20 protein-coding genes are annotated in these 21,359 nt (G+C 66.9%); 16 read left to right on the forward strand and 4 right to left on the reverse strand.

All coding sequences use genetic code 11. The annotated features are described in order from the left end of the window. The first annotated feature begins 131 nt into the window (after positions 1-131). The 8 genes from OK015_RS06885 to OK015_RS06920 all read left to right on the forward strand — a co-directional run bounded on the left by OK015_RS06885 (position 132) and on the right by OK015_RS06920 (position 5,538). Positions 132-410, forward strand: coding sequence for a WXG100 family type VII secretion target (locus OK015_RS06885; protein ID WP_442791271.1), 279 nt, complete (start codon positions 132-134; stop codon positions 408-410). Then, the gene (locus OK015_RS06890; RefSeq protein ID WP_268130224.1) at positions 373-720 is read left to right on the forward strand and encodes a WXG100 family type VII secretion target; all 348 of its coding nucleotides are present in this window, start codon (positions 373-375) and stop codon (positions 718-720) included. The genes OK015_RS06885 and OK015_RS06890 overlap by 38 nt, the downstream gene beginning before the upstream one ends. Positions 721-816: 96 nt before the next feature. Beyond that, positions 817-1,206 (forward strand): HigA family addiction module antitoxin, encoded by a 390-nt coding sequence (locus OK015_RS06895; RefSeq protein ID WP_268130225.1) that lies wholly within the window; start codon positions 817-819, stop codon positions 1,204-1,206. 165 nt (positions 1,207-1,371) lie between these two features. After that, entirely contained in the window at positions 1,372-1,815 is a 444-nt protein-coding gene (rplM, locus tag OK015_RS06900; RefSeq protein ID WP_268130226.1) for a 50S ribosomal protein L13, read from the forward strand. A gap of 53 nt (positions 1,816-1,868) precedes the next feature. After that, positions 1,869-2,327: a 30S ribosomal protein S9 gene (rpsI, locus tag OK015_RS06905; RefSeq protein WP_268132498.1), complete on the forward strand. Its 459-nt coding sequence runs from the start codon at positions 1,869-1,871 to the stop codon at positions 2,325-2,327. Between the two features lie 146 nt (positions 2,328-2,473). After that, entirely contained in the window at positions 2,474-3,811 is a 1,338-nt protein-coding gene (glmM, locus tag OK015_RS06910) for a phosphoglucosamine mutase (protein WP_268130227.1), read from the forward strand. A gap of 42 nt (positions 3,812-3,853) precedes the next feature. Next, complete coding sequence (locus OK015_RS06915) at positions 3,854-4,171, forward strand: type VII secretion target (protein ID WP_268130228.1); 318 nt, start codon at positions 3,854-3,856, stop codon at positions 4,169-4,171. A 2-nt stretch (positions 4,172-4,173) separates the two neighbouring features. Next, positions 4,174-5,538 (forward strand): hypothetical protein, encoded by a 1,365-nt coding sequence (locus OK015_RS06920; protein WP_268130229.1) that lies wholly within the window; start codon positions 4,174-4,176, stop codon positions 5,536-5,538. 4 nt (positions 5,539-5,542) lie between these two features. Here OK015_RS06920 and OK015_RS06925 read toward each other — a convergent pair whose 3' ends face one another. From OK015_RS06925 to OK015_RS06935, 3 genes are all read right to left on the reverse strand, one after another. Beyond that, the gene (locus OK015_RS06925; protein WP_268130231.1) at positions 5,543-6,586 is read right to left on the reverse strand and encodes an LLM class F420-dependent oxidoreductase; all 1,044 of its coding nucleotides are present in this window, start codon (positions 6,584-6,586) and stop codon (positions 5,543-5,545) included. 77 nt (positions 6,587-6,663) lie between these two features. After that, on the reverse strand, positions 6,664-7,503 hold the full coding sequence (locus OK015_RS06930) for a dienelactone hydrolase family protein (RefSeq protein ID WP_268130233.1): 840 nt from the start codon (positions 7,501-7,503) through the stop codon (positions 6,664-6,666). A gap of 9 nt (positions 7,504-7,512) precedes the next feature. Then, a complete protein-coding gene (locus OK015_RS06935; protein ID WP_268130234.1) occupies positions 7,513-7,938 on the reverse strand; it encodes a DUF2510 domain-containing protein in 426 nt (141 codons plus the stop codon). A gap of 126 nt (positions 7,939-8,064) precedes the next feature. On the opposite strand from OK015_RS06935, the gene glmS reads away from it, so the two are divergent. The 7 genes from glmS to OK015_RS06970 all read left to right on the forward strand — a co-directional run bounded on the left by glmS (position 8,065) and on the right by OK015_RS06970 (position 18,886). Next, a complete protein-coding gene (gene glmS / locus OK015_RS06940) occupies positions 8,065-9,930 on the forward strand; it encodes a glutamine--fructose-6-phosphate transaminase (isomerizing) (RefSeq protein WP_268130235.1) in 1,866 nt (621 codons plus the stop codon). A 7-nt stretch (positions 9,931-9,937) separates the two neighbouring features. Next, positions 9,938-10,801 carry a DUF4436 domain-containing protein gene (locus OK015_RS06945; RefSeq protein WP_442791272.1) on the forward strand — a complete coding sequence of 288 codons (864 nt, stop codon included), beginning with the start codon at positions 9,938-9,940 and terminating at the stop codon, positions 10,799-10,801. A gap of 72 nt (positions 10,802-10,873) precedes the next feature. Further along, positions 10,874-11,710 (forward strand): DUF4436 domain-containing protein, encoded by an 837-nt coding sequence (locus OK015_RS06950; protein ID WP_268130239.1) that lies wholly within the window; start codon positions 10,874-10,876, stop codon positions 11,708-11,710. A gap of 103 nt (positions 11,711-11,813) precedes the next feature. Next, positions 11,814-12,527, forward strand: coding sequence for a rhomboid-like protein (locus OK015_RS06955; protein WP_268130240.1), 714 nt, complete (start codon positions 11,814-11,816; stop codon positions 12,525-12,527). Positions 12,528-12,602: 75 nt separating this feature from the next. Then, positions 12,603-15,224 (forward strand): carboxylate--amine ligase/circularly permuted type 2 ATP-grasp protein, encoded by a 2,622-nt coding sequence (locus OK015_RS06960; RefSeq protein WP_268130242.1) that lies wholly within the window; start codon positions 12,603-12,605, stop codon positions 15,222-15,224. Between the two features lies 1 nt (position 15,225). Further along, positions 15,226-17,007 (forward strand): N-acetylglutaminylglutamine amidotransferase, encoded by a 1,782-nt coding sequence (locus OK015_RS06965; protein ID WP_268130244.1) that lies wholly within the window; start codon positions 15,226-15,228, stop codon positions 17,005-17,007. Positions 17,008-17,011: 4 nt separating this feature from the next. Continuing rightward, a complete protein-coding gene (locus OK015_RS06970) occupies positions 17,012-18,886 on the forward strand; it encodes an alpha/beta hydrolase family protein (RefSeq protein WP_268130246.1) in 1,875 nt (624 codons plus the stop codon). Here the strand turns inward: OK015_RS06970 and OK015_RS06975 are convergent. Further along, a complete protein-coding gene (locus OK015_RS06975; protein ID WP_268130248.1) occupies positions 18,883-19,815 on the reverse strand; it encodes a class I SAM-dependent methyltransferase in 933 nt (310 codons plus the stop codon). The genes OK015_RS06970 and OK015_RS06975 overlap by 4 nt on opposite strands. A 93-nt stretch (positions 19,816-19,908) precedes the next feature. On the opposite strand from OK015_RS06975, the gene OK015_RS06980 reads away from it, so the two are divergent. Continuing rightward, the gene (locus OK015_RS06980) at positions 19,909-21,339 is read left to right on the forward strand and encodes an NAD(P)H-hydrate dehydratase (protein ID WP_268132499.1); all 1,431 of its coding nucleotides are present in this window, start codon (positions 19,909-19,911) and stop codon (positions 21,337-21,339) included. Positions 21,340-21,359: the final 20 nt, after the last annotated feature.

Raw genomic sequence — 21,359 nt, forward strand, 5'->3', positions numbered from 1 at the left:
TCTCCGAGACGAGCCGCGGAAATCGGATGGAACCGAATCGGGGCTGGCGCGGTCGTACTTGGTATCAGAAGGGAAGGAGAAGGGTGACTACACCACCGGGTGCGAACACGCTGAGCGCCGACTTTGACCTGATGCGCTCGGTCGCGGGCACGACCGACGCCCGCAACGAAGAGATCCGGGCGCTGCTGCAGGCATTCATCGGACGCATGAGCAGCGTGCCCCCGTCGGTGTGGGGCGGGCTGGCGGCTGCCCGGTTCAAGGATGTGGTGGACCGCTGGAATGCCGAGTCGCTGCGGCTCTACCACGTGCTGCACGCGATCGCCGACACCATCCGGCACAACGAGGCCACGCTGCAAGACGCCGGCCAGAACCATGCACACCACATCGGCGTTGCCGGCGCAGAACTGTGAGAGGACGTTCCCCGTGGACCCAGTGCTTTCCTACAACTTCGGCGAAATCGAGCACTCGGTGCGCCAGGAGATCCACTCCACCTCGGCTCGTCTCAATGCCGCGCTTGATGAGCTGAGGTCGCAAATCGCCCCGCTGCAGCAGCTCTGGACCCGCGAAGCGGCGGCGGCCTACCAGGCTGAGCAGCTCAAATGGCACCAGGCCGCCACCGCGCTGAACGAGATCCTGGTCGACCTGGGCAACGCGGTGCGCGATGGCGCGGATGAGGTGGCTAGCGCCGATCGCCGGGCCGCCGGCGTCTGGGCAAGGTAGCGGAAATTATGAGCCACTGTGTGGTCCCGGCGGAAAGGAGAGCCGTCGGGACCGCACAGTCATTTTTGGATTAGTCTCGATCAACGTTAGTAACGTATGGCGTTAGCATCAGGCGTTGGTCCGATCGTTCAGCGGCGGCGATACCAGAAGATCTGGGAGCTGCTTTGTCCGAAGGGGAGGGGCGCGACGGCCGATTTCGCACCTACTCACCCCGGCGCGATCCTCGCCGAGGAGTTCCTCGGACCACTGGGCATTACCCCCTACCGTCTCGCCAAAGAGATCCGGGTATCGCAGACGCGTGTGGGTGAGATTCTTGCCGGCAAGCGCCGGATTAGCGCCGACACCGGGCTGCGGCTCTCGCGGGCACTGGGGCTGAGCGACATGTTCTGGATCAACCTGCAGGCACGCTACGACGCCGACCGGGTTCGCCTCGAAAAGGGCGACGAGCTGGCGCACATCAACCGCCTGGTTGCTAGCGGCTCGTAGTCATTTTGACCTGCGGGGATGTGGGTCGGTAAGCTGCTCCGTTGGCGTGCGGTACGCCGGGGACTCGGGTCAATGTCGGTCGCCGAGACCAAACCCCACCGTGGAACGCCTGACCGGCCCCCGGCTCGAACCGGGATCCACCCGAGAGAAGAGAAGGTAAGCGCTGTGCCCACCTACGCGCCAAAGGCGGGTGACACCACGAGGTCGTGGTACGTCATCGACGCCACGGACGTAGTGCTTGGCCGCCTTGCCGTCGCGGCAGCCACCCTGTTGCGCGGCAAGCACAAGCCGACGTTCGCCCCCAATGTCGATGGCGGCGATTACGTCATCGTCATCAACGCCGAAAAGGTCGCCCTCAGCGGCGACAAACTGCAGAGCAAGCTGGCCTACCGCCACTCGGGCTATCCCGGCGGTCTGCGCAGCCGCACGATCGGCGAGCTGCTGGAAAAGCACCCCACCCGCGTCGTCGAGAACGCGATCGTCGGCATGCTTCCGCACAACAAGCTCAGCAGTCAGATCCAGCGCAAACTCCACGTCTACGCCGGCCCGCAGCACCCCCACGCCGCGCAGCAGCCGGCTCCGTTCGAGATCAAGCAGGTGGCCCAGTGACCGAGACCAACGAGGCAGCACCCGAGGAAACGGCCGAAGTGGTGATCGAGGTGATCACCGAGGAGACCCCGGCCGAGACCGCCGCGGAGGCTCCCGCGGCCCAGCCCAGCGAGCCGATCGTGCTCGAGCGGCCCATCCAGACCGTCGGCCGCCGCAAGGAGGCCGTGGTGCGGGTGCGCCTGGTGCCCGGCACCGGCAAGTTCGACCTCAACGGCCGCAGCCTGGAGGCCTACTTCCCGAACAAGGTGCACCAGCAGCTGATCAAGGCCCCGCTGGTCACCGTCGATCGGGTGGAAACCTTCGACGTCTACGCCCTGCTGCACGGCGGTGGCCCGTCGGGGCAGGCCGGCGCGCTGCGTCTGGGCATCGCCCGGGCACTGATCCTGGTCCAGCCCGAGGACCGGCCGCCGCTGAAGAAGGCCGGCTTCCTCACCCGTGACCCGCGTGCCACCGAGCGCAAGAAGTACGGCCTCAAGAAGGCCCGTAAGGCACCTCAGTACAGCAAGCGCTGATCGGCGATCACTTTCTGGCCGCAACCGCGCATCTTGTGCGTCTTTGTTCCGCCGTCTTCGGCGTGTCGTCGCACAAACGTGCGCGGTTGCGGTCACAAAAGAAAGTGCACTTTGTGCGCACAACGTCACTGTGAGAGGTTTGTCCGATGGCTCGACTATTCGGCACCGACGGTGTACGCGGAGTCGCCAATCATGAACTGACCCCTGAGCTGGCACTATCGCTGGGCTCAGCGGCCGCACGGCGCCTGGCGGCTCCGGGAAAACCGGGCCGGCACGTCGCCGTGATCGGCCGCGATCCGCGGGCCAGCGGCGAAATGCTGGAAGCCGCGGTAATCGCCGGCCTGACCAGCCAGGGTATCGACGCGCTGCGGGTCGGGATCCTGCCCACCCCCGCGGTGGCCTACCTGACCGGCGCCTATGACGCCGACTTCGGCGTGATGATCTCGGCGTCGCACAACCCGATGCCCGACAACGGCATCAAGATCTTCGGCCCCGGCGGCCGCAAGCTGGACGACGAGACTGAGGACCAGATCGAGCGACTGGTCGCGGCGGGACCCGCATCGCGCCCGGTCGGCGCCGGACTCGGCCGTGTCATCGACGCCGAAGACGCCGCCGATCGCTACCTGCGCCATGTGAGCAAGGCCAGCACACTGCCGCTCGACGGCCTGACCGTGGTCGTCGACTGCGCCAATGGCGCGGCATCCTCGGCTGCGCCCCGCGCCTACCGCGCCGCCGGCGCCCGGGTCATCGCGATCAACGCCGAGCCCAACGGGCTCAACATCAACGACCGCTGCGGATCGACCCACCTGCACTCGTTGCGGTCCGCGGTGCTCGCGAACGGTGCCGACCTGGGCCTGGCGCACGACGGGGACGCCGACCGGTGCCTCGCGCTGGACGCTACGGGCGAACTGATCGACGGCGACGCCATCATGGTCGTGCTGGCGCTCGCGATGCAAGAAGCCGGCGAACTGGCGTCCAACACGTTGGTCACCACGGTGATGAGCAACCTCGGGCTGCACCAGGCGATGCGCACCGCGGGCGTCACGGTCCGCACCACCGGGGTCGGCGACCGCTACGTTTTGGAGGAGCTGCGGTCCGGCGAATTCAGCCTGGGCGGCGAGCAATCCGGCCACATCGTGATGCCCGCGCTGGGCTCCACCGGCGACGGCATCGTCACCGGGCTGCGCCTGATGACCCGCATGGTGCAGACGGGCTCGTCGCTGGCCGAGCTCGCCGCGCCGATGCAGTCGTTCCCGCAGGTGCTGATCAACGTCGACGTCGCCGACAAGGCCACCGCGGCCGCCGCGCCCTCGGTGCGCAGCGCGGTCGCCGAGGCCGAGGCCGAACTCGGGAACACCGGTCGAATCCTGTTGCGCCCCTCGGGAACCGAGCCGATGATCCGGGTTATGGTGGAAGCGCCCGAAGAGGACGTTGCTCAGCGGGTGGCCACTCGCGTCGCCGAAGCGGTCAGCGCCGCACGCTAATCCTCTTGGAACCCCGACGCGCAGTCGGGCGTCGGATTAGGCATGGGAATACGAGACGCCACTTTCGACCGCACCGTAATCGACGTCGCGGCGGTGCATCGAGTTGCCGATCAACTGCGGGCCGCCGCCGACGTGATCGACAGCGCCGTCTGTGATCACCTGGCGGCGTTGGCTTTTAGCGGAGCAACGGCCGGTCGGGCGTACACCGCGCGCGGCGACGCGTTGCGGGCCGAGCTGGAGCGGCTGGTGGCGCAACTGTCGCAATGGTCGCGGGCATCGGTCGCGATCGCGGTCGCGCTGCGGTCCGGCGCGCAGCGCTATGCCGACGCCGAACGGTATGCCGCGGCGCGAATCGCCTGACCGTGGCCGACCGATTGGACGTCGCGCAGCGCCTCGTCGAGGGCCGCGTCGCGATCGAGCACACCCAGGCCTACGTACGAGCTTGCCAGACAACGGGTTACGAGCATCCGGATCTGACGTCGCACCCGTCGCAGATCCGCGACTGGCTCGACAGCGAAGACGGCCTTGAGCTTCATGTTCTGGACCGCGACTGCGCGCAACTGCGGGCCGCCGGCGCCGCAGCCGGGGAAGGCTTACGGATCCAGCAAGACCAGGTTGCCGAGCTGACAGCGGCATGGGTGGGGGCAGGAAGCGATGCCGCTATTGCTTTCTTGCAACGCCATTGCGATACCGCCAGCATGGTTGCCACCGAGGTACGGGCCGCCGCGCAGCGATGCGAATCGCTCCGCGACAATCTCTGGTACTTGCTCGACTCAAAGGTGGGGACCGCCATCGCGATCGACGATCGCAGCCAGGCACAGCGATCGGTCTGGCTGGCCGCCGCGGCGGTTGTGACGGCGGGGTCAGGAGAGCGATCGACGGCCGAACAGGTCGTCTATGGCCAGATACAACCCTACGTGGACAGCGACATTCGCAACGACTGGTTGAACGCCATGCGCTCCTCGGCCGCCGCGTTCGGCACCGCCTACGACATGGTGAACGACCGGTTGGCCGCCGCGCCGTCGGCATACTTCGAAGTGCCCGGCGACCTCGGTCCCGGCTTTGCACCGTCCCCGCCTTCGCCGGCACTTCCGACTGCTCCGCCGATTGCCCCGGTGTCGCCGCCTCCGGCAGTGACGGCACCGGCCGCTGTGCTTCCCGGCGTCCCCGCGGATCCGGCGCCCGCGCCGACAGCTTCCGCGCCCGCCGCGACTCCGACACCGCTGGCGGACATGGGCGCCGGGCTGGGTGATGCTTCGGCCCTCCCAACAGGTGCCGGCGGACTCGGCGATCTCGGTGGGGGAGCCGGCGGTCTGGGTGGGCTCGGCGGCCTGGCCGGCCGAATTGTCGATGCCATGAGTGGCCTGCTGGGTTCGGCGACAGACGGTCTTGGCGGTTCGGCCGGGCTTGACGATCCGGTCGGCGAGGACCCCTTCGGCGAGGATCCGTTCCAGCCCGACGACAAGCATCACGACGATGACGAAGACCGCGAGGATGCCGAGGCCGAAAAGGCTGCTGGGCCAGACGAAGCCGTGAATGCTCAACCGTCCAACGATTCGCCGCCCGCTGACACGCCGCCACTACCGGTCGACAACCCACCGTCGGCTGGCGTGCCTGCCCCGGCAGCCACGCCTGTTCCCGCGGCCGCGCCGGCGCCCTCGCCGCCGACGGATGGATCAACGCCGTGTGAGATTGCCGCAGACCAGGTTCCGCAGGCTGGGCAGTGACGTCTCAGGCGCCGCGCAGCTCGAGTACTTCTTCGACGAAGCGCACGACCTCTTTAGGGTCGCTCGCCGCGGGGCTCACCAACAGAGTCGTCACACCGGCCTCGGCGAACGCGGCGATGCGTTCGGCGACGAAACCGCGTGGGCCGATAAGTGACATCCCACGCACCAGCTCGTCGGGCACCAGGTCGATGGCGGCACGCTTTTGGCCGGACAGGTACAACTCTTGGATCTTGTCCGCGATTTCTCCGTAGCCGTAGCGCGTCGCCAGGTTGTGGTAGAAGTTGCGGCCCTTGGCGCCCATGCCACCGATGTAGAGAGCCAGCTGCGGCTTGACCCAGGACAGCCGCTCCTCGACGTTGTCGCCGATGGCCGTCGACGCGTGCACCATGATGTCCAGCGACCCCAAAGCCGGATCTCGTTTGGCGGCGCCGGCGGCCAGCGCTTCGCCCCAGACGGACTCGGCCTTCTCCGGCAGGTAGAAGACCGGCTGCCAGCCCTCGGCGATCTCGGCGGTGAGCTCGACGTTCTTCGGGCCCAGCGCGGCGATCGTGATCGGGATACGTTCGCGCACAGGATGATTGATGAGCTGCAGCGGCTTCCCCAAGCCCGTTCCGCGGTCCGCCGGCAGTGGCAGTTGGTAGTACTTGCCGTCATATTGCACCCGTTCGCGGCGCCACACCTGCCGGCAGATCTCCACGATCTCGCGGGTGCGACCGATCGGGGCGTCGAACTCCACGCCGTGGAAGCCCTCCATCACCTGGGGCCCGGACGTGCCGATCCCCAGGCGGAAGCGGCCGTCGGACACGAAGTCCAGACCCGCGGCCGTCATCGCCAGCAGCGACGGCGTGCGGATGTAGATGGGCAATACCCCGGAGGCCAGTTCGATGTTGTTTGTCTTGGCGGCCAGGTACCCGAGTTGGCTGACGGCGTCGAACGAATACGCCTCGGCAACCACGGCAATGTCGATGCCGGCCTTCTCGAGTTCGACGATGCGGTCGACGGCCTCGTGGAAGCCGCCCGAATAGTCCAGAGCGATTCCGATTCGCATGAACGACACTTAATCACGCCGCCGAGGGAGCCCGGTGACGGGGCGGTCAAGAACACGGCATGGCCGCCGGGCGCGCGTTACTTCAGCAGCGCGACGATCTTTTCCTCGAGGGCGACCGGCTCCGCTTCCGGATCGAGTTGAGCTGTCTTGGGCAACACCACATCTGGATCGGCGAAGTCACGGTAGGTCTTGTCGCCGGCCAGGGTGGCGAGCAGATATCCCGTCAGCAGGGTTCGCACCGACCGCTGGGTGCGGCGGTGGGGACCGGACAGCCCGAACACCGGCGCCAGCCGCCGGCCTTCGCTCAACCCGCCGGGTTCGGCTTTGCTGACGATGCGTAGCGTGGCCGAACTCCACGCGCTGGATAACGCCAGCGCGTTGGCGTTCAACGTCTTTGGATCTCCCGGTGCGGTCAAGATCAAGCCGGGAACTTTCAGTGACGCGGCCGCCTGCTCGGCCGGGGGAGTCGTGACGGTCGGGAACAATGCGACCGCGGCCGCCAGGGTGTTCGGCATTCCGGCCGCGGCGAACACCGCCGCCGAGGCTCCGAAACCGTGGCCCACCACCCCGAGCTTGGTGGGGTGCACGCTGATGTTGCCCGGTCCGAGACGCACGCCGGCCACGATGTCGAGCGCGGTGCCGAGATCGGAGGCCGAATTGAGCACCGAAGGCGCCAGCCCCCGTTCGGTGTCGGGAGCGCCGGCCACGATGCCCCACGACGCGAGATGCTCGAGCAGGCCGCGATAGCGGGCGGTCCCGGTGAGCCAGTCGTGGCCGAAGGCGATTCCGGGGAGATTCAGGCCGGACTCGGGGGTGTAGACCACTCCTGGCAAACCGGCAAAAGCCAGGTCACCACGCAGAACCCGGTGCGGGCCAGGGCGGCTGAGGGCGGCGTAGAGCTTGCGGATGCGGGCCACCCGTTGACGTTAGCGGGGATGGGTCCAGTGAGTCCACGTGACACCGTCCCAGTACCGCTGCCCCGGCCCACCCGGATTGGGATACCACCCCGGCGGCGGCCCGGCCGGGCGGGGAGGCGCGACGGCCGGGCTGGGTGGGACGGCCGGGACGGCGGGAGCGTAGGGGGTCCCGGAGTAGGGCGCCGGCGCTTGCTTGGCCAGGGCGCGCACTCGGCGGATCGCCCCGTAGTTGCAGATCAGCGCGATCGGGTTCATCAGGAACAGCGACACCAGGCCCCACCAGCCGGCGAGCAGACAATGCAGCTGCGCCTTGCGGTATGCCTGCTCACACTGCTCGAGCGTGCCGGTGAAGGTGTAGCCGCGCTGGAGCCAAATGACGACCGCGCCGGTGTGCTCGCGGAGCTTGACGGAGAAGCGGCGGTGCGGGTCGGTCAAAACAGGCCTTTCGCGCAGGTGGGCGGCCCAACGATACCGTCAGGCCGACGAGCGTGACGCCGTTTCGGCACGCGGCCGGCGTCGCGGGGAGGGGCCCGGCCGCACGGCTGCATTATTCTGGTCAGAATGTGCGGAATCGTCGGCTACGTCGGGCAGGGCCCTGCCTGCCAGGTCGTTATGGACGCACTTCGTCGCATGGAGTACCGCGGCTACGACTCGTCGGGCATCGCACTCGTCGACGGCACGGGCAGACTCATCGTTCGCCGTCGCGCCGGCCGCCTGGAAAACCTGGACCGGGCGGTGGCCGAAATGCCGGCGGAGGACCTCGGCGGCACCACCGGTCTGGGCCACACCCGCTGGGCCACCCACGGTCGCCCCACTGATCGCAACGCCCATCCGCACCGCGACGCCGCCGGCAAAATCGCCGTCGTCCACAACGGCATCATCGAGAACTTCGCGACCCTGCGTCGAGAGCTGGAAGCGGCCGGCGTCGAGTTTGCCAGTGATACCGACACCGAGGTCGCCGTGCACCTGGTCGCCCAGGCGTATCACCATGGCGAGACGGCCGGTGACTTCACCGAATCCGTGCTGTCCGTGCTGCGTCGGCTCGAGGGCCACTTCACTCTGGTGTTCGCCAACGCCGACGAGCCCGGCACCATCGTGGCTGCCCGGCGGTCGACGCCGCTGGTGGTCGGCGTCGGCGACGGCGAGATGTTCGTCGGGTCCGACGTCGCCGCCTTCATCCCGCACACCCGCAACGCCGTCGAACTCGGCCAGGACCAATGTGTGGTGCTCACCGCCGACGGCTACCGGATCACCGACTTCGACGGCAACGAGGACGTCGAATATCGCGAGTTCCACATTGATTGGGACCTGGCCGCCGCGGAGAAGGGTGGCTACGAGTACTTCATGCTCAAGGAGATCGCCGAGCAACCCGTTGCGGTAGCCGACACTCTGCTCGGCCATTTCGTGGACGGCCGCATCGTGCTCGACGAGCAACGGCTGTCCGATCAGGAACTGCGCGAGGTCGACAAGGTATTCGTGGTCGCGTGCGGCACGGCGTATCACTCGGGGCTGTTGGCCAAATATGCGATCGAGCACTGGACGCGACTGCCGGTGGAAGTCGAGCTGGCCAGCGAATTCCGCTACAGAGACCCGGTTTTGGACCGCAGCACACTGGTGGTGGCCATATCGCAGTCCGGGGAAACCGCGGACACCCTGGAAGCGGTGCGGCACGCCAAGGCGCAGAAAGCCAAGGTGCTCGCGATCTGCAACACCAACGGTTCGCAGATCCCGCGCGAGTGCGATGCGGTGCTCTACACCCGCGCCGGGCCGGAAATCGGGGTGGCTTCGACGAAGACGTTCCTGGCCCAGATCACCGCTAACTACCTCGTCGGTCTGGCGCTGGCGCAGGCTCGCGGCACCAAGTACCCCGACGAGGTCGAGCGCGAATACCGTGAGCTGGAAGCGATGCCGGCTTTGGTGTCGCGGGTGCTCGCGACGATCGAACCGGTTGTCGCCCTGGCTCATCGGTTCGCCCAATCCTCGACCGTGCTGTTCCTGGGGCGCCATGTGGGCTATCCGGTCGCGCTAGAGGGCGCGCTGAAACTCAAAGAGCTGGCCTACATGCACGCCGAGGGATTCGCCGCCGGTGAGCTCAAGCACGGCCCGATCGCACTGATCGAAGACAACCTGCCGGTCATCGTCGTCATGCCGTCGCCCAAGGGTTCGGCTACGCTACACGCCAAGCTGATGTCCAACATTCGAGAAATTCAGACCCGCGGCGCGGTGACGATCGTTATCGCCGAAGAGGGTGATGACACCGTACGACCCTACGCTGACCACTTGATCGAAATTCCTTCGGTATCAACCCTTTTGCAGCCGTTGCTGTCGACCATCCCGCTTCAGGTGTTCGCCGCGTCGGTTGCCCAGGCCCGAGGTTACGACGTTGACAAACCACGCAACCTGGCCAAATCGGTCACGGTGGAATAGTCGACGCCTGAGGTTCGGCGTCGGCGGCATCGCACTCTTGGTCATCGCCTATATCGGCTCGATTCTGTTGTACGTCAACAGCGGTATGGGCCACCCCCACGTAGTGGTGCACGATCCGTCGGCGAGCGACGGAACCAGGATGATCACCGATGTCGAAGAGATTCAATCGGACAACAGCGTCCTGGTTGCCAACATCAGCGTGCTGCCCGGACCCGGTCTGTTGGACCCGACTACCCACGCGCTCAAGGACGACCTGAACATCGTCGCCGCCTCCACGGTGACAGCCAGCAGGCAGACCTGGCCAAAAGGCACGTTGCCCAGCGTGTTTCGGGTGTCGCTGGTCCTGACCGGCGAAGTCGCGGATTGGCCGTTCGACGAATACCATTCGGGGCCCGTCGTCGCTCAGCTGTCGTCCGGTTCCGGGCACACACCGGTGCCCGCGACGGTGACCTTGGTCGACCGTCTGCTCGGCTGGAAGGTGGACGTGACTCGCGTCAACGAAGCCGACCCCACCGGCCCGTACCGGGTGGATCTGTACCGGTCGCCGAGCACCGTGGCATTCGGTGTCGCCGTCCTGTGTGTCCTCATCGGGCTCGCCGGGCTGGGGTTGTTCGTCGCCATCCAGACGGCGCGCGACCGGCGAAAGTTCCAACCGCCGATGACGACGTGGTACGCGGCGATGCTGTTCGCGGTGATGCCGCTGCGCAACGCGCTGCCCGACGCGCCTCCGTTCGGAAGCTGGATCGACGTCACGATCGTGCTGTGGGTGATCATCCTGTTGGGGATCGCGATGGGGCTCTACATCTCTTGTTGGTGGCGGCATCTGCGGCCCGAAGCCGACGAGCTGCCCGCGCCCGTCACCGTCGAGTAGCCCCGCGCGGCACGGCTTCTTACAATCCTGACTGCAGCGCATTCCAGGCAGCTCGTTGGGTGGGGAGGCATCGTGAGATGGGCCATCACCGGTGCCGTCGTTCTCGTTGGGGCGTATGCCATCACGATTGCGCTGTATGCCAGCACCGGTCTGGGCCGTCCTGACCGAATCACCGATGTTCGCCCCACCGCCGACGGAACGACGGTGACCATCGATGTGGAAGAGCTGCATTCGGTGAAGGGCACAGTGGTGGCCAACCTCACCGTGACACCCGGGAAAGGGTTGCTGGACCCGATAACTCACACCCTCAAAGACGACCTCAGCGTCGCGGTCGCCTCCGAAGTCACGACCAAGCAGAACTGGGCGAAGGGCATGGTGCCGGGCGTACTTCCCGTCGCGCTGGCAATTTATGGCGATCCTTCCGAATGGCCCTTCGACAGTTACCGTTCCGAGGAAATCATCGTCGAACTGTTGCGCGGTCCCGCCCAACTGCCGGAACGGGTTCCGGTGACTTTCGTCGACCGTCTTCCCGGCTGGACCATTACCGTTCCGGTGGGCAACGCCACGGATGCGCGATACCGATTGGAGTTCCAACGGTCGCCGAGCACCGCGGCGTTCGCTTCCGTGATGGTCGCTGCCATGATCGTGATCGCGGTGCTGGGTCTTTTCGTGGCATTTCAGACGGTACGCGACCGAGCAAGATTCAACTCGGTGATGATTCCCTGGTACGCCGCGATACTGTTCGCGGTGGTGCCCCTGCGAAACGCGCTCCCAGATTCACCACCCATCGGATTCTGGATCGACATCACGGTCGTGCTGTGGGTGATCGTCGTGCTGGTCGCCTCGATGGCGCTCTACATCTTCTGCTGGTGGCGCCACGAGAAGGAGCACGCGCACCAGCCGCACTAGTTCCCGGCAGTTTCGCGTCGCGCGGGGTGGCGGCACCCTAGACGCGAACCCGAAAAGCCGGCATAAGTTTGCCGAACCCGCCAGCCATGCGAAGGTTGACGCCGTGGCGGATGTGTCGGTCGGGGTGCGACTACGGAGCTTGGCGCTCGCGGTCTGGCATTTCGTCAGCGGCGCGCCGTTAACCTACGGCTGGCTATTCGCACTGCTGATCACGACGATCATCCAACACCAACTCCCGGGGCGGCAATTGCGCTCGGTGTTGCTGCACCGCTCCACCAACATTCACGAGCTGGGAACCGATCCGCTCAATGTGCTGTTTTCCAGCCTGCTGTGGCTCGACGGCAAAAGCCTGGAGCCCTATCTGTTGCTCTTCACCCTGTTTCTCGCCCCGGCCGAACACTGGCTCGGTCAGCTGAATTGGCTCACCGTGGGATTGACCAGCCACATCCTTTCGACCTATATCAGCGAAGGCATCCTGTACTACGCGATCCAGGAACACGACGCGTCGGAACGGCTGGTGCTCTCGCGCGATATCGGAGTCAGTTATTTCCTCGTCGGCATCATGGCCGTGCTGACCTATCGCATCGCGCGGCCATGGCGCTGGCTGTATCTCGGCGTGCTGCTGATCATCTTCGGCTTTCCGCTGCTCACGATGACCCGCCACGGGCTGAACTTCACCGCGATAGGTCACTTCACCTCGATTCTGATCGGGCTCTGCTTTTATCCGATGGCCCGGGCGACACACGGCCGCCCATGGAGTCCGGCACGCGCCAGAGCCGCGTTCCGGCGATACCGTTCCCGCGGGGAGCCGCTGTGACGGCCGGCTGATTTGCTGTCGTGACCGCGATCTGCGTTTAACGCCACGGTAATTGCGAGCCCATAGCGTGGCGGAATGAGACGTGTGCCGCGGCGGACGCTCGGTGCCGAAGAGGAGTTCCACCTTGTCGACCTGAAGACAAGGCGACTCACGGCGCGCGCACCCGAGCTGCTGGCCGAGCTGACCGAGGACTACGTTGCCGAGCTGCAGCGGTGTGTGGTCGAGACAAATACCCAAGTGGTCGACTCGCTCGGTGGGCTACGCGAGCAACTCGTCCGCCAGCGCAAGGTCCTGGTCGAGGCCGCCACCGAATTGGGCATGGGGGTCGTTGCCGCCGGGGCGGTGCCGCTGGCGGTACCGGCCGAAATGCGGGTGACCAAGACGCCGCGCTACCGGCAAATGCTCGCTGATTATCAACTGCTGGCTCGAGAACAGCTGATCTGCGGCACACAGGTACACGTGGGTGTCGCCGATCGCGACGAAGCGGTCGAGATCGCCCACCGGGTGGCCGCCTACCTACCGACTCTGCTCGCTTTGTCGGCCAGCTCGCCTTTTGCGTCGGACGGGTCCGACACCGGCTACGCGAGCATGCGCACCCTGGTCTGGCAACGCTGGCCGACGACCGGGCCGGCCGCGCCGGTGCACTCGGCCGCAGAATACGACCAACTGGTCGCCGACCTGGTCGCCAGCGGGGTCATCTCCGACGTCGGGATGGTTTATTTCGATGTCCGACCGGCGAACTCCGTGCCTACCCTCGAACTGCGAGTGTGCGACAGCTGCCCGTCGGTGGACACCGTCGTGTTGATCGCCGGAATGTTCAGGGCTCTGGTCGACCGCGAGGCCGACGCCGTGCACGCGGGCACTCCGGCGACGGTCCTCTCCCCGGCACTGGCCAGGGCCGCGCTGTGGCGAGCTGCCCGGTCGGGGTTGGAGGGTCAGCTGGTCGACGTGCGAGGGCCGGCCAGCCGCCCCGCATCAGACGTCGTCGGCGAGCTGGTCGACGCGTTGCGCGCACAACTGGAACAAAGCGGCGATTGGGAAACCGTCAGCGAGTTGAGTCGTCAAGCGTTGGTCGTGGGCAGCTCGTCTGCCCGGCAACGGCGGGCGCTGCGCCGTCGCGGGCGTCTCACCGATGTGGTCGACCAGCTGATCGTCGAAACGGCCGCCCGCGGTCCGACGTTGATGATCGTCAGTGACGACCCGACGCTGCTGTACGGCTATCAGCCCGGCAACAAGCCGGCGGTCATAGTCCCAGATGAGCGGCTCGACGACGGCTACGACGAGGCTGTCGACGCCCAAGGCCGGCCGCGACAGCACTATCGGGCGATCCTCGAGGCCATCGCCGGGCTCGGGGCGGCGGCGCTGCGGTCCCGGGAATCGGACATCGAGCAGGAGCAGCGCGCCGACAACGTCACCTTCCGCGTTACCGGTCAAAGCCGTGCCCAACTCCTGCCGCTTGACCTGGTACCGCGCATGGTCGCCGCGGACGAGTGGGCGCGGCTGTCCGACGGCCTGGCTCAGCGGGCGCGCGCACTGGACGCGTTCCTCCGCGACATCTACTCGAAGCAGGCGATCGTGGGCGACGGCATCATCGGTCCGCAGGTCCTCGACCGGGCCCCCGGCTTCCGGTCGACGGGCCGCCCGGCAGGTAACACGGTGCGGGCGCACGTGAGCGGCACCGACATCGTGTGCGACCGCGCCGGCAATTGGATGGTGCTGGAAGACAATCTGCGGGTGCCGTCGGGCGTGGCATACGCGGTCGTCAGCCACCGGTTGCTGCGCAAGCACCTCCCCGAGCTGCAGCCGCCCGCAGCGATCGAGGACGCCGGCCAGGCTCCTGCGATGCTGCTCGAAACCCTGCGCGCGGCCGCACCGGCGCACGCGTCCGACAACCCTGCCGTGGTGATCCTGTCCGCCGGCTGGACGGACTCCGCATGGTTCGAGCACACCTTTCTGGCTGAGGAAATGGGTACTTCGCTGGTGCAGCCGTCGGACCTGGCGGTGCGCGACGGAAAGCTGGTGCAGCACATCGGTTCCAGCATCCGTCCTATCGACGTTGTCTATGCGCGGATGGACGAGGACATGCTGTTGTCGTCCACCGGACACGACGGTGCGCCACTGCGGCCGGGCCTGCTTGGTGCCATCACCGACGGCAATCTCACCATCGCGAATGCACTGGCCAATGGAGTGGCCGACGACAAGGCGATCTACGCCTACGTCCCGGCCATGATCGAGTACTACCTGGGCGAGAAACCCAAGCTCGCCCAGGTGCCGACCTGGATCTGCGCTGAGCGCGAACAACGTGACTACGTATTAGCCAACCTCGGCGACCTGGTGGTGAAACCGATCGACGGTTTGGGGGGCAGCGGGGTGCTGATCGGGCCCGAAGCCAGCGAGTCCGCACTGGAGGTGCGCCGACGAGAACTGGAGATCCAACCCGAGCGGTTCATCGCCCAAGAGACGATCAACCTGTCCACCCATCCCACCTTCGACGGCGACGGCCTATACCCTCATCACGTCGACCTGCGGGCGTTCGTCCATCTTCGGGCCGGCGGGAACGGTTCAGTGTCGACGCACGTGATGCCGGTGGCGTTGACGCGAGTAGCGAGCCGCGGATCGCGAATCGTCAACTCGTCGTCCGGCGGGGGCAGCAAGGACACCTGGATTCTCAGCGGACCACGGAACGGAAGCCGGTGACATGTGCGGTATCTGCGGTGAGATCCGCTGGGATGGGCACGCGGCGGACGTCGGGGCCGTCGCTCGAATGACCGGCGCGATGACATCGCGCGGACCGGACGCCGACGGGGTGGTTGCTCAGGGACCCGTGGCTCTCGGGCACCGGCGCCTGTCGATCATCGACTTGTCCGCCCGCGGCGCCCAGCCGATGGTTGACCCCGATCTCGGGTTGACGTTGGTGTTCAACGGCTGCATCTACAACTACCAGGATCTGCGCAAGCGACTGCAAGCCGACGGGTACCGATTCTTCTCCACCTCCGACAGCGAGGTCGTGATCAAGGCGTTCCACAAGTGGGGCGAGCGCTGCGTCGAGCAGTTCAAGGGGATGTTCGCATTTGCCATCGTCGACCGGGACTCCGGGGTGGTGACGCTGGCGCGCGACCGGCTCGGCATCAAGCCGCTCTATATCGCGTCGTCGCCCGGCCGGCTGCGGTTCGCATCCTCGGTGCGGGCGCTGCTCGACGCCGGCGGCGTGGATACCGAGTTGGACCGCGAAGCGCTACACCACTACATGACTTTCCATTCCGTGGTGCCGGCACCGCTGACGATATTCCGCAATGTGCGCAAACTGCCGCCGGCAACCGTACGAGTGGTCCAACCCGACGGTTCCCACGCCGACACTGGCTACTGGACGCCAGATTTCGGCCGCGACCCGACCAAAGTGTCCTGGTCGGTTAGCGATTGGGAAGTCGCGTTGATGGACGCGCTGCGCGTGGCGGTAAAACGCCGGATGGTCGCCGACGTACCCGTTGGCGTGTTGCTGTCCGGTGGCATCGACTCCTCGATTGTCGTCGCGTTGCTGGCCGAGCAGGGACAGCACGGGCTGGCGACCTTCAGCATCGGATTCGACTCCTCCGACGGTGAGTCCGGAGACGAGTACTTCTATTCCGACCTGATCGCGAAGAAGTTTGACACCGACCACCACAAAATCCATATCGATGAATCGCGGCTGGTGCCCGCGGTGCCGAAATGCATTGCCGCGATGAGTGAACCAATGGTCAGCCACGACTGCGTCGCCTTCTACCTGCTCGCGGAGCAAGTGAGCAAGTCGGTGAAAGTGGTGCAGTCCGGCCAGGGTGCCGACGAGATCCTGGCCGGCTACTCCTGGTACCCGCCGCTGGCCAACATCGCCCGCGACCAAACCACCGAGGCCTACGCCAAGGTGTTCTTTGATCGCAGCCACGACGATGTGCAGTCAATCTTCGCTCCCGAGTACGGGATTGCTGCCGACGTCAGTCGTGAGTTCGCGGCCGCCCACCATGCGGCGCCCGGGGCCGACTCCGCGGTGGATGCGGCACTGCGGCTCGACACCCAGGTCATGCTCGTCGACGATCCAGTCAAACGGGTCGACACGATGACCATGGCGTGGGGTCTGGAGGCCCGCGTACCTTTCCTCGATCATGACTTCATCGAATTGGCGGCGGCCTGCCCGCCCGAATTGAAGCTGGCCTCGGGTGGCAAGGGTGTGCTCAAGGACGCGTCGCGAGCGTTGCTACCCTCGGACGTAATCGACCGGACCAAGGGCCACTTCCTCGTGCCGGGCATCCGCTATTTGCGCGGTGAGGTGCTCGATATGGTTCGCGACGCGCTGACCAATGACGCTGCGCGCGCCCGCGGGCTGTATCGATCCGAGACCGTCAATGCGCTGCTGTCGGCACCGAACGAAACACGGACCACGCTGGGCTCCAACGCATTGTGGCAGTTGGCGGTGCTCGAAATGTGGCTGCAGAGCACGGAGGGTTGAGCCGATGGGGCAGCAGCTGCGTGAGGTCTACGGCGCGTCACTGTCCCCGGACGCCACCGCGTTCGCCCACATCGTCGACGACGGCGGCTACCCCCGCGCGGTGCAACGCTTTCTGCGCGGTTGGCGGGCCAGCTCGTCGCGGGACGTGGAGCTTCCGGTCGAAGGTCCGGTCTCTCGCGTCATTCACTCCCCGGACGGCCAGTGGCTGGCGTGTGAGGTAACGCTCGACGGGAGCGGATCCCGCGGCCAAATCTGGGTCGTCACCACCGATCCCGATGACCGGATGGCCTGGCGCATCGACGCTGAAGAAGCGGGGACCGCCGAGCTGATCGCGTGGGACGGCACCTTGGTGGCGGCGATCCTGACCGGTGAGGACGGGGTTGGGCGGTCTTGCCTGATCGATCCGACCGACGGTCGTCACACCGTGCTGGACCGTCGATCCGGTGGTCGGCTGGTCGATGCCTGGGCCGGTGCGTCACTGATTCGGGTCGGCCCGCGCGGCTACCACGAGATGATCATGTTGTTCGGGCAGACCGAAATCGGCCTGCTCCCTTCCGATCCCGGCTCGACGACCGCCGAGGGGATCATTCTCGACGACCACCAACCGCGTCGTCTGCGCCATGGACAGTCCGGCGAGCAGACGAAGCTGTACTACCCGGGCACCGGCGCCGACGGATACGTACGGGCACTGATCCGCAGCGACAATGGCTGTGAGCATGCCCGCTTGCTGGAAGTGACCGTCACGCTGGACGGCGTCAGCTATATCGTGGTGGCCGAGCGCCCGGACTGCGACCTCGCCGAGTTCGCCGTCAGCGACGACGTGTCCACCGTCGCGCTACTGTGGAACCTGCAGGGCCGCAGCGAATTACAGATTCTCGAATACACCGATTACACACTGTCCGAGCCGATTCCGCTGCCCGGGCCGGTCGCGAGCGAGCTGTCCATCAGCGCGGGTGGCTCGATGGTCGCGATGACCGTCGAGGGGCCCGACCTGCCGCGAACCGTCGAATTGGTCGACCCGCGGTCGCGCGAATGGGAAACCATCGACACCGAAGGCGCGCACCCCGCGGTGATCCCCACCATCTTCGCCGAGCCGCAGACGATCACCGCGCGCGACGGGCTGCGCCTGAACGCTTGGTTGTACCGGCCGATGAAGGACGAAGCCGCGGCCGGCGCGGTCATCTTCCTGCACGGAGGTCCGGAAGGTCAGGCCCGGCCTGGTTACAACGACATCTTCTCGCAACTGGTGAACGACGGCTTTGTCGTGCTGACGCCGAATGTCCGCGGCTCCGGTGGTTTTGGGAAGACGTTCGTGCACGCGGACGACAAGGAAAAGCGCTTCGCCGCCATCGATGACGTCGCCGACTGCGCGAGCTACCTGATCGACAACGGCGTCGCCGAACCTCACCGCATTGCCTGTGCGGGCTGGTCGTACGGGGGTTACCTGACGCAGGCCGCGCTGACGTTTCACCCCGACCTGTTCGCGGCGGGAATCAGTATCTGCGGAATGAGCGACCTGAGCACGTTCTACCGCAACACCGAGCCCTGGATCGCCGACTCCGCATACCCGGAATACGGCCATCCGATCGGCGAGCGCGAACTACTCGAGCAGCTGTCGCCCCTGCTGCGAGCCGACAAGTTGACGGCGCCGTTGTTGGTGGTGCACGGCGCCCATGACACCAACGTGCCGGTCAGCGAATCGGAGCAGATCGTCGACGCGCTGCGCCGGCTCGGTCGCGACGTGCGCTACCTGCTCTTCGACAATGACGGACACGGCATCATCAAACGCGAGAATCGCGCAGCGCTGGCCGCGGCGATGGCGGAATGGATGATCAGGGCCTTCGACACCGCGAAAGGCGCCGGGCGGGAGTCGGCCTAGCTGCGCGTGGCGGTGACGTATTGCAGCGCCGACAGCGTCTCCTGTTTATCGGGTGCGGCCGGCCTCGGCGGCAGCGAAACACCATAGTTCGCAGCTAAATCCGCGACCCCGCTGGCGGCTGTCTGCCAGCCGTGCGAGCGCAGGTATTCGACCACGTCGTTGCGGTCACCCGCATACCAGAGGTCGGTCATTTCGATGTCGAAGCCGTGTTCGCGCCACTGCTCGGTGACCTCACGCATGCGGTCGGCCATCGTCCGTACGGCGTCACCCGCGCCCTGCACGTTTTCGGTGGCTAACTGACTTCCCGGCGCGCTGAGCTCGGTTATGTTGTCCAGCAGCCGATCCTGGGCCTCGGGCGGCAAGAACGGCAGCAGACCCTCGGCGCTCCACGCGGTCGGTTCGCCGGAGTCCAGTCCCGCGGCGCGCAGCGCAGCGGGCCAGTCGTGGCGCAGGTCGACGGGCACCGCGCGCCGATCGGCGGTCGGGGTGGCGCCCAGCTCGGCCAGGGTCGCGCTTTTGAACTCGATGACTTGGGACTGGTCGATCTCGAACACCGTCGTTCCGTCCGGCCAGGGCAGGCGGTAGGCGCGGGCGTCCAGCCCCGAAGCCAAGATCACCACCTGGCGGACGCCCGCGGCGGCCGCGGTCACGAAGAAGTCGTCGAAGAACCGGGTGCGAATGCCCATCATGTCGGCCATCCCCAGCATCCCGAAGTCGCCGTTGTCGTCGACCCCGGCCGGATCCAATTCGCCGCTGGCCAGTCGAGTGAAGAAGTCCACGCCGACGGCGCGCACCAGCGGCTCGGCGAACGGGTCGTTGATCAGTGGCTGGGGGGCGCGGGTGGCCAGCGCGCGGCCCACCGCCACGCCGGTTGCGGTGGCTCCCACGCCATTTCCCAGGTCCCAGGTGTCGTCATCCGTGCGTGCCATCGCCCCTCCAATTCGTCGCTCCCACCGAATGTACGGACGGCTCCTGAACGAGCGCTGTGCGCAAACACAGGCGAGCATGGAATGCTGAATTCGATGCGGCATTACTACTCCGTAGATGCGATCCGCGACGCCGAAGCACCGCTGCTGGCCAGCCTGCCCGACGGCGCCCTGATGAAGCGTGCCGCCTTCGGGCTGGCCACCGAGATCATCGGCGAGCTAACGGCCCGTACGGGCGGGGTTGCCGGCCGACGGGTATGCGCGGTCGTCGGCTCGGGCGACAACGGCGGCGACGCGCTGTGGGCGGCGACCTTCCTGCTGCGTCGCGGTGCGGCCGCGGATGCGATCCTGCTCAGCCCGGACCACACCCACCGCGAGGGCCTGGCCGCCTTCCGCAAGGCCGGCGGCCGCGTCGTGGACAGTGTCTCGACGACAACCGATCTCGTGATCGATGGGGTGGTCGGGATCTCCGGCTCGGGTCCGCTGCGGCCGGCCGCGGCCGAGGTGTTCGCCGCGGTTGACGAGCAGGGCATCCCGGTGGTTGCCGTCGACATCCCCAGTGGCATCGACGTGGCGACCGGCGCGATCACCGGGCCCGCGGTGCACGCCGCGGCAACCGTGACTTTCGGCGGCCTCAAGCCCGTGCACGCGCTGGCCGACTGTGGCGACATCACGCTGGTCGACATCGGGCTCAGATTGCCGGAGGCCTCGAAAACATCAGTGCTGGGATTCGAGGCCGGCGACGTCGCCGCCCGCTGGCCGGTGCCGGGTCCGCACGACGACAAGTACACGCAGGGAGTGACCGGCGTCCTGGCCGGCTCATCCACGTACCCGGGCGCCGCGGTGCTGTGTACCGGCGCCGCGGTCGCGGCCACCTCGGGCATGGTCCGCTACGCGGGCAGCGGACACAGCCAGGTGCTCGCGGTATGGCCCGAGGTCATCGCGACACCCACCGCCGCGGCGGCCGGGCGAGTGCAGGCCTGGGTTGTCGGGCCGGGCTTGGGCACCGATGACGTCGGCGCCGCCGCGTTGTGGTTCGCACTGGACACCGACCTGCCGGTGCTGGTGGACGCCGACGGGCTGACCATTCTGGCGGCTCACCCCGAGTTGGTGGCCAACCGCCGCGCGCCGACCCTGCTGACCCCGCACGCGGGGGAGTTCGCCCGGTTGGCCGGGGCGCCGCCCGGGGACGACCGGATCTCGGCCTGCCGCAAGCTGGCCGACATGTTCGGCGCCACCGTGCTGCTCAAGGGGAATGTCACCGTCATCGCCGACCCCGGCGGCCCGGTCTACCTGAACCCGGCCGGGCAGTCCTGGGCGGCCACCGCAGGGTCCGGTGACGTGCTGTCCGGGATGATCGGCGCGCTGCTGGCGGCGGGACTGCCACCGGCAGAGGCGGCCGCTGCCGGCGCCTTCGTCCACGCGCACGCCGCGGCGCTGTCGGCCGCCGACCCGGGCCCCGGTGAGGCGCCCACTTCGGCGTCGCGCATCGTCGGCCATATCCGCGCCGCCCTGGCCGCCCTGTAATAGACCCTGCCAACATAAGG

Source organism: Mycobacterium sp. Aquia_216 (assembly GCF_026723865.1).
In the GTDB taxonomy this organism is placed as follows: Bacteria; Actinomycetota; Actinomycetes; order Mycobacteriales; family Mycobacteriaceae; genus Mycobacterium.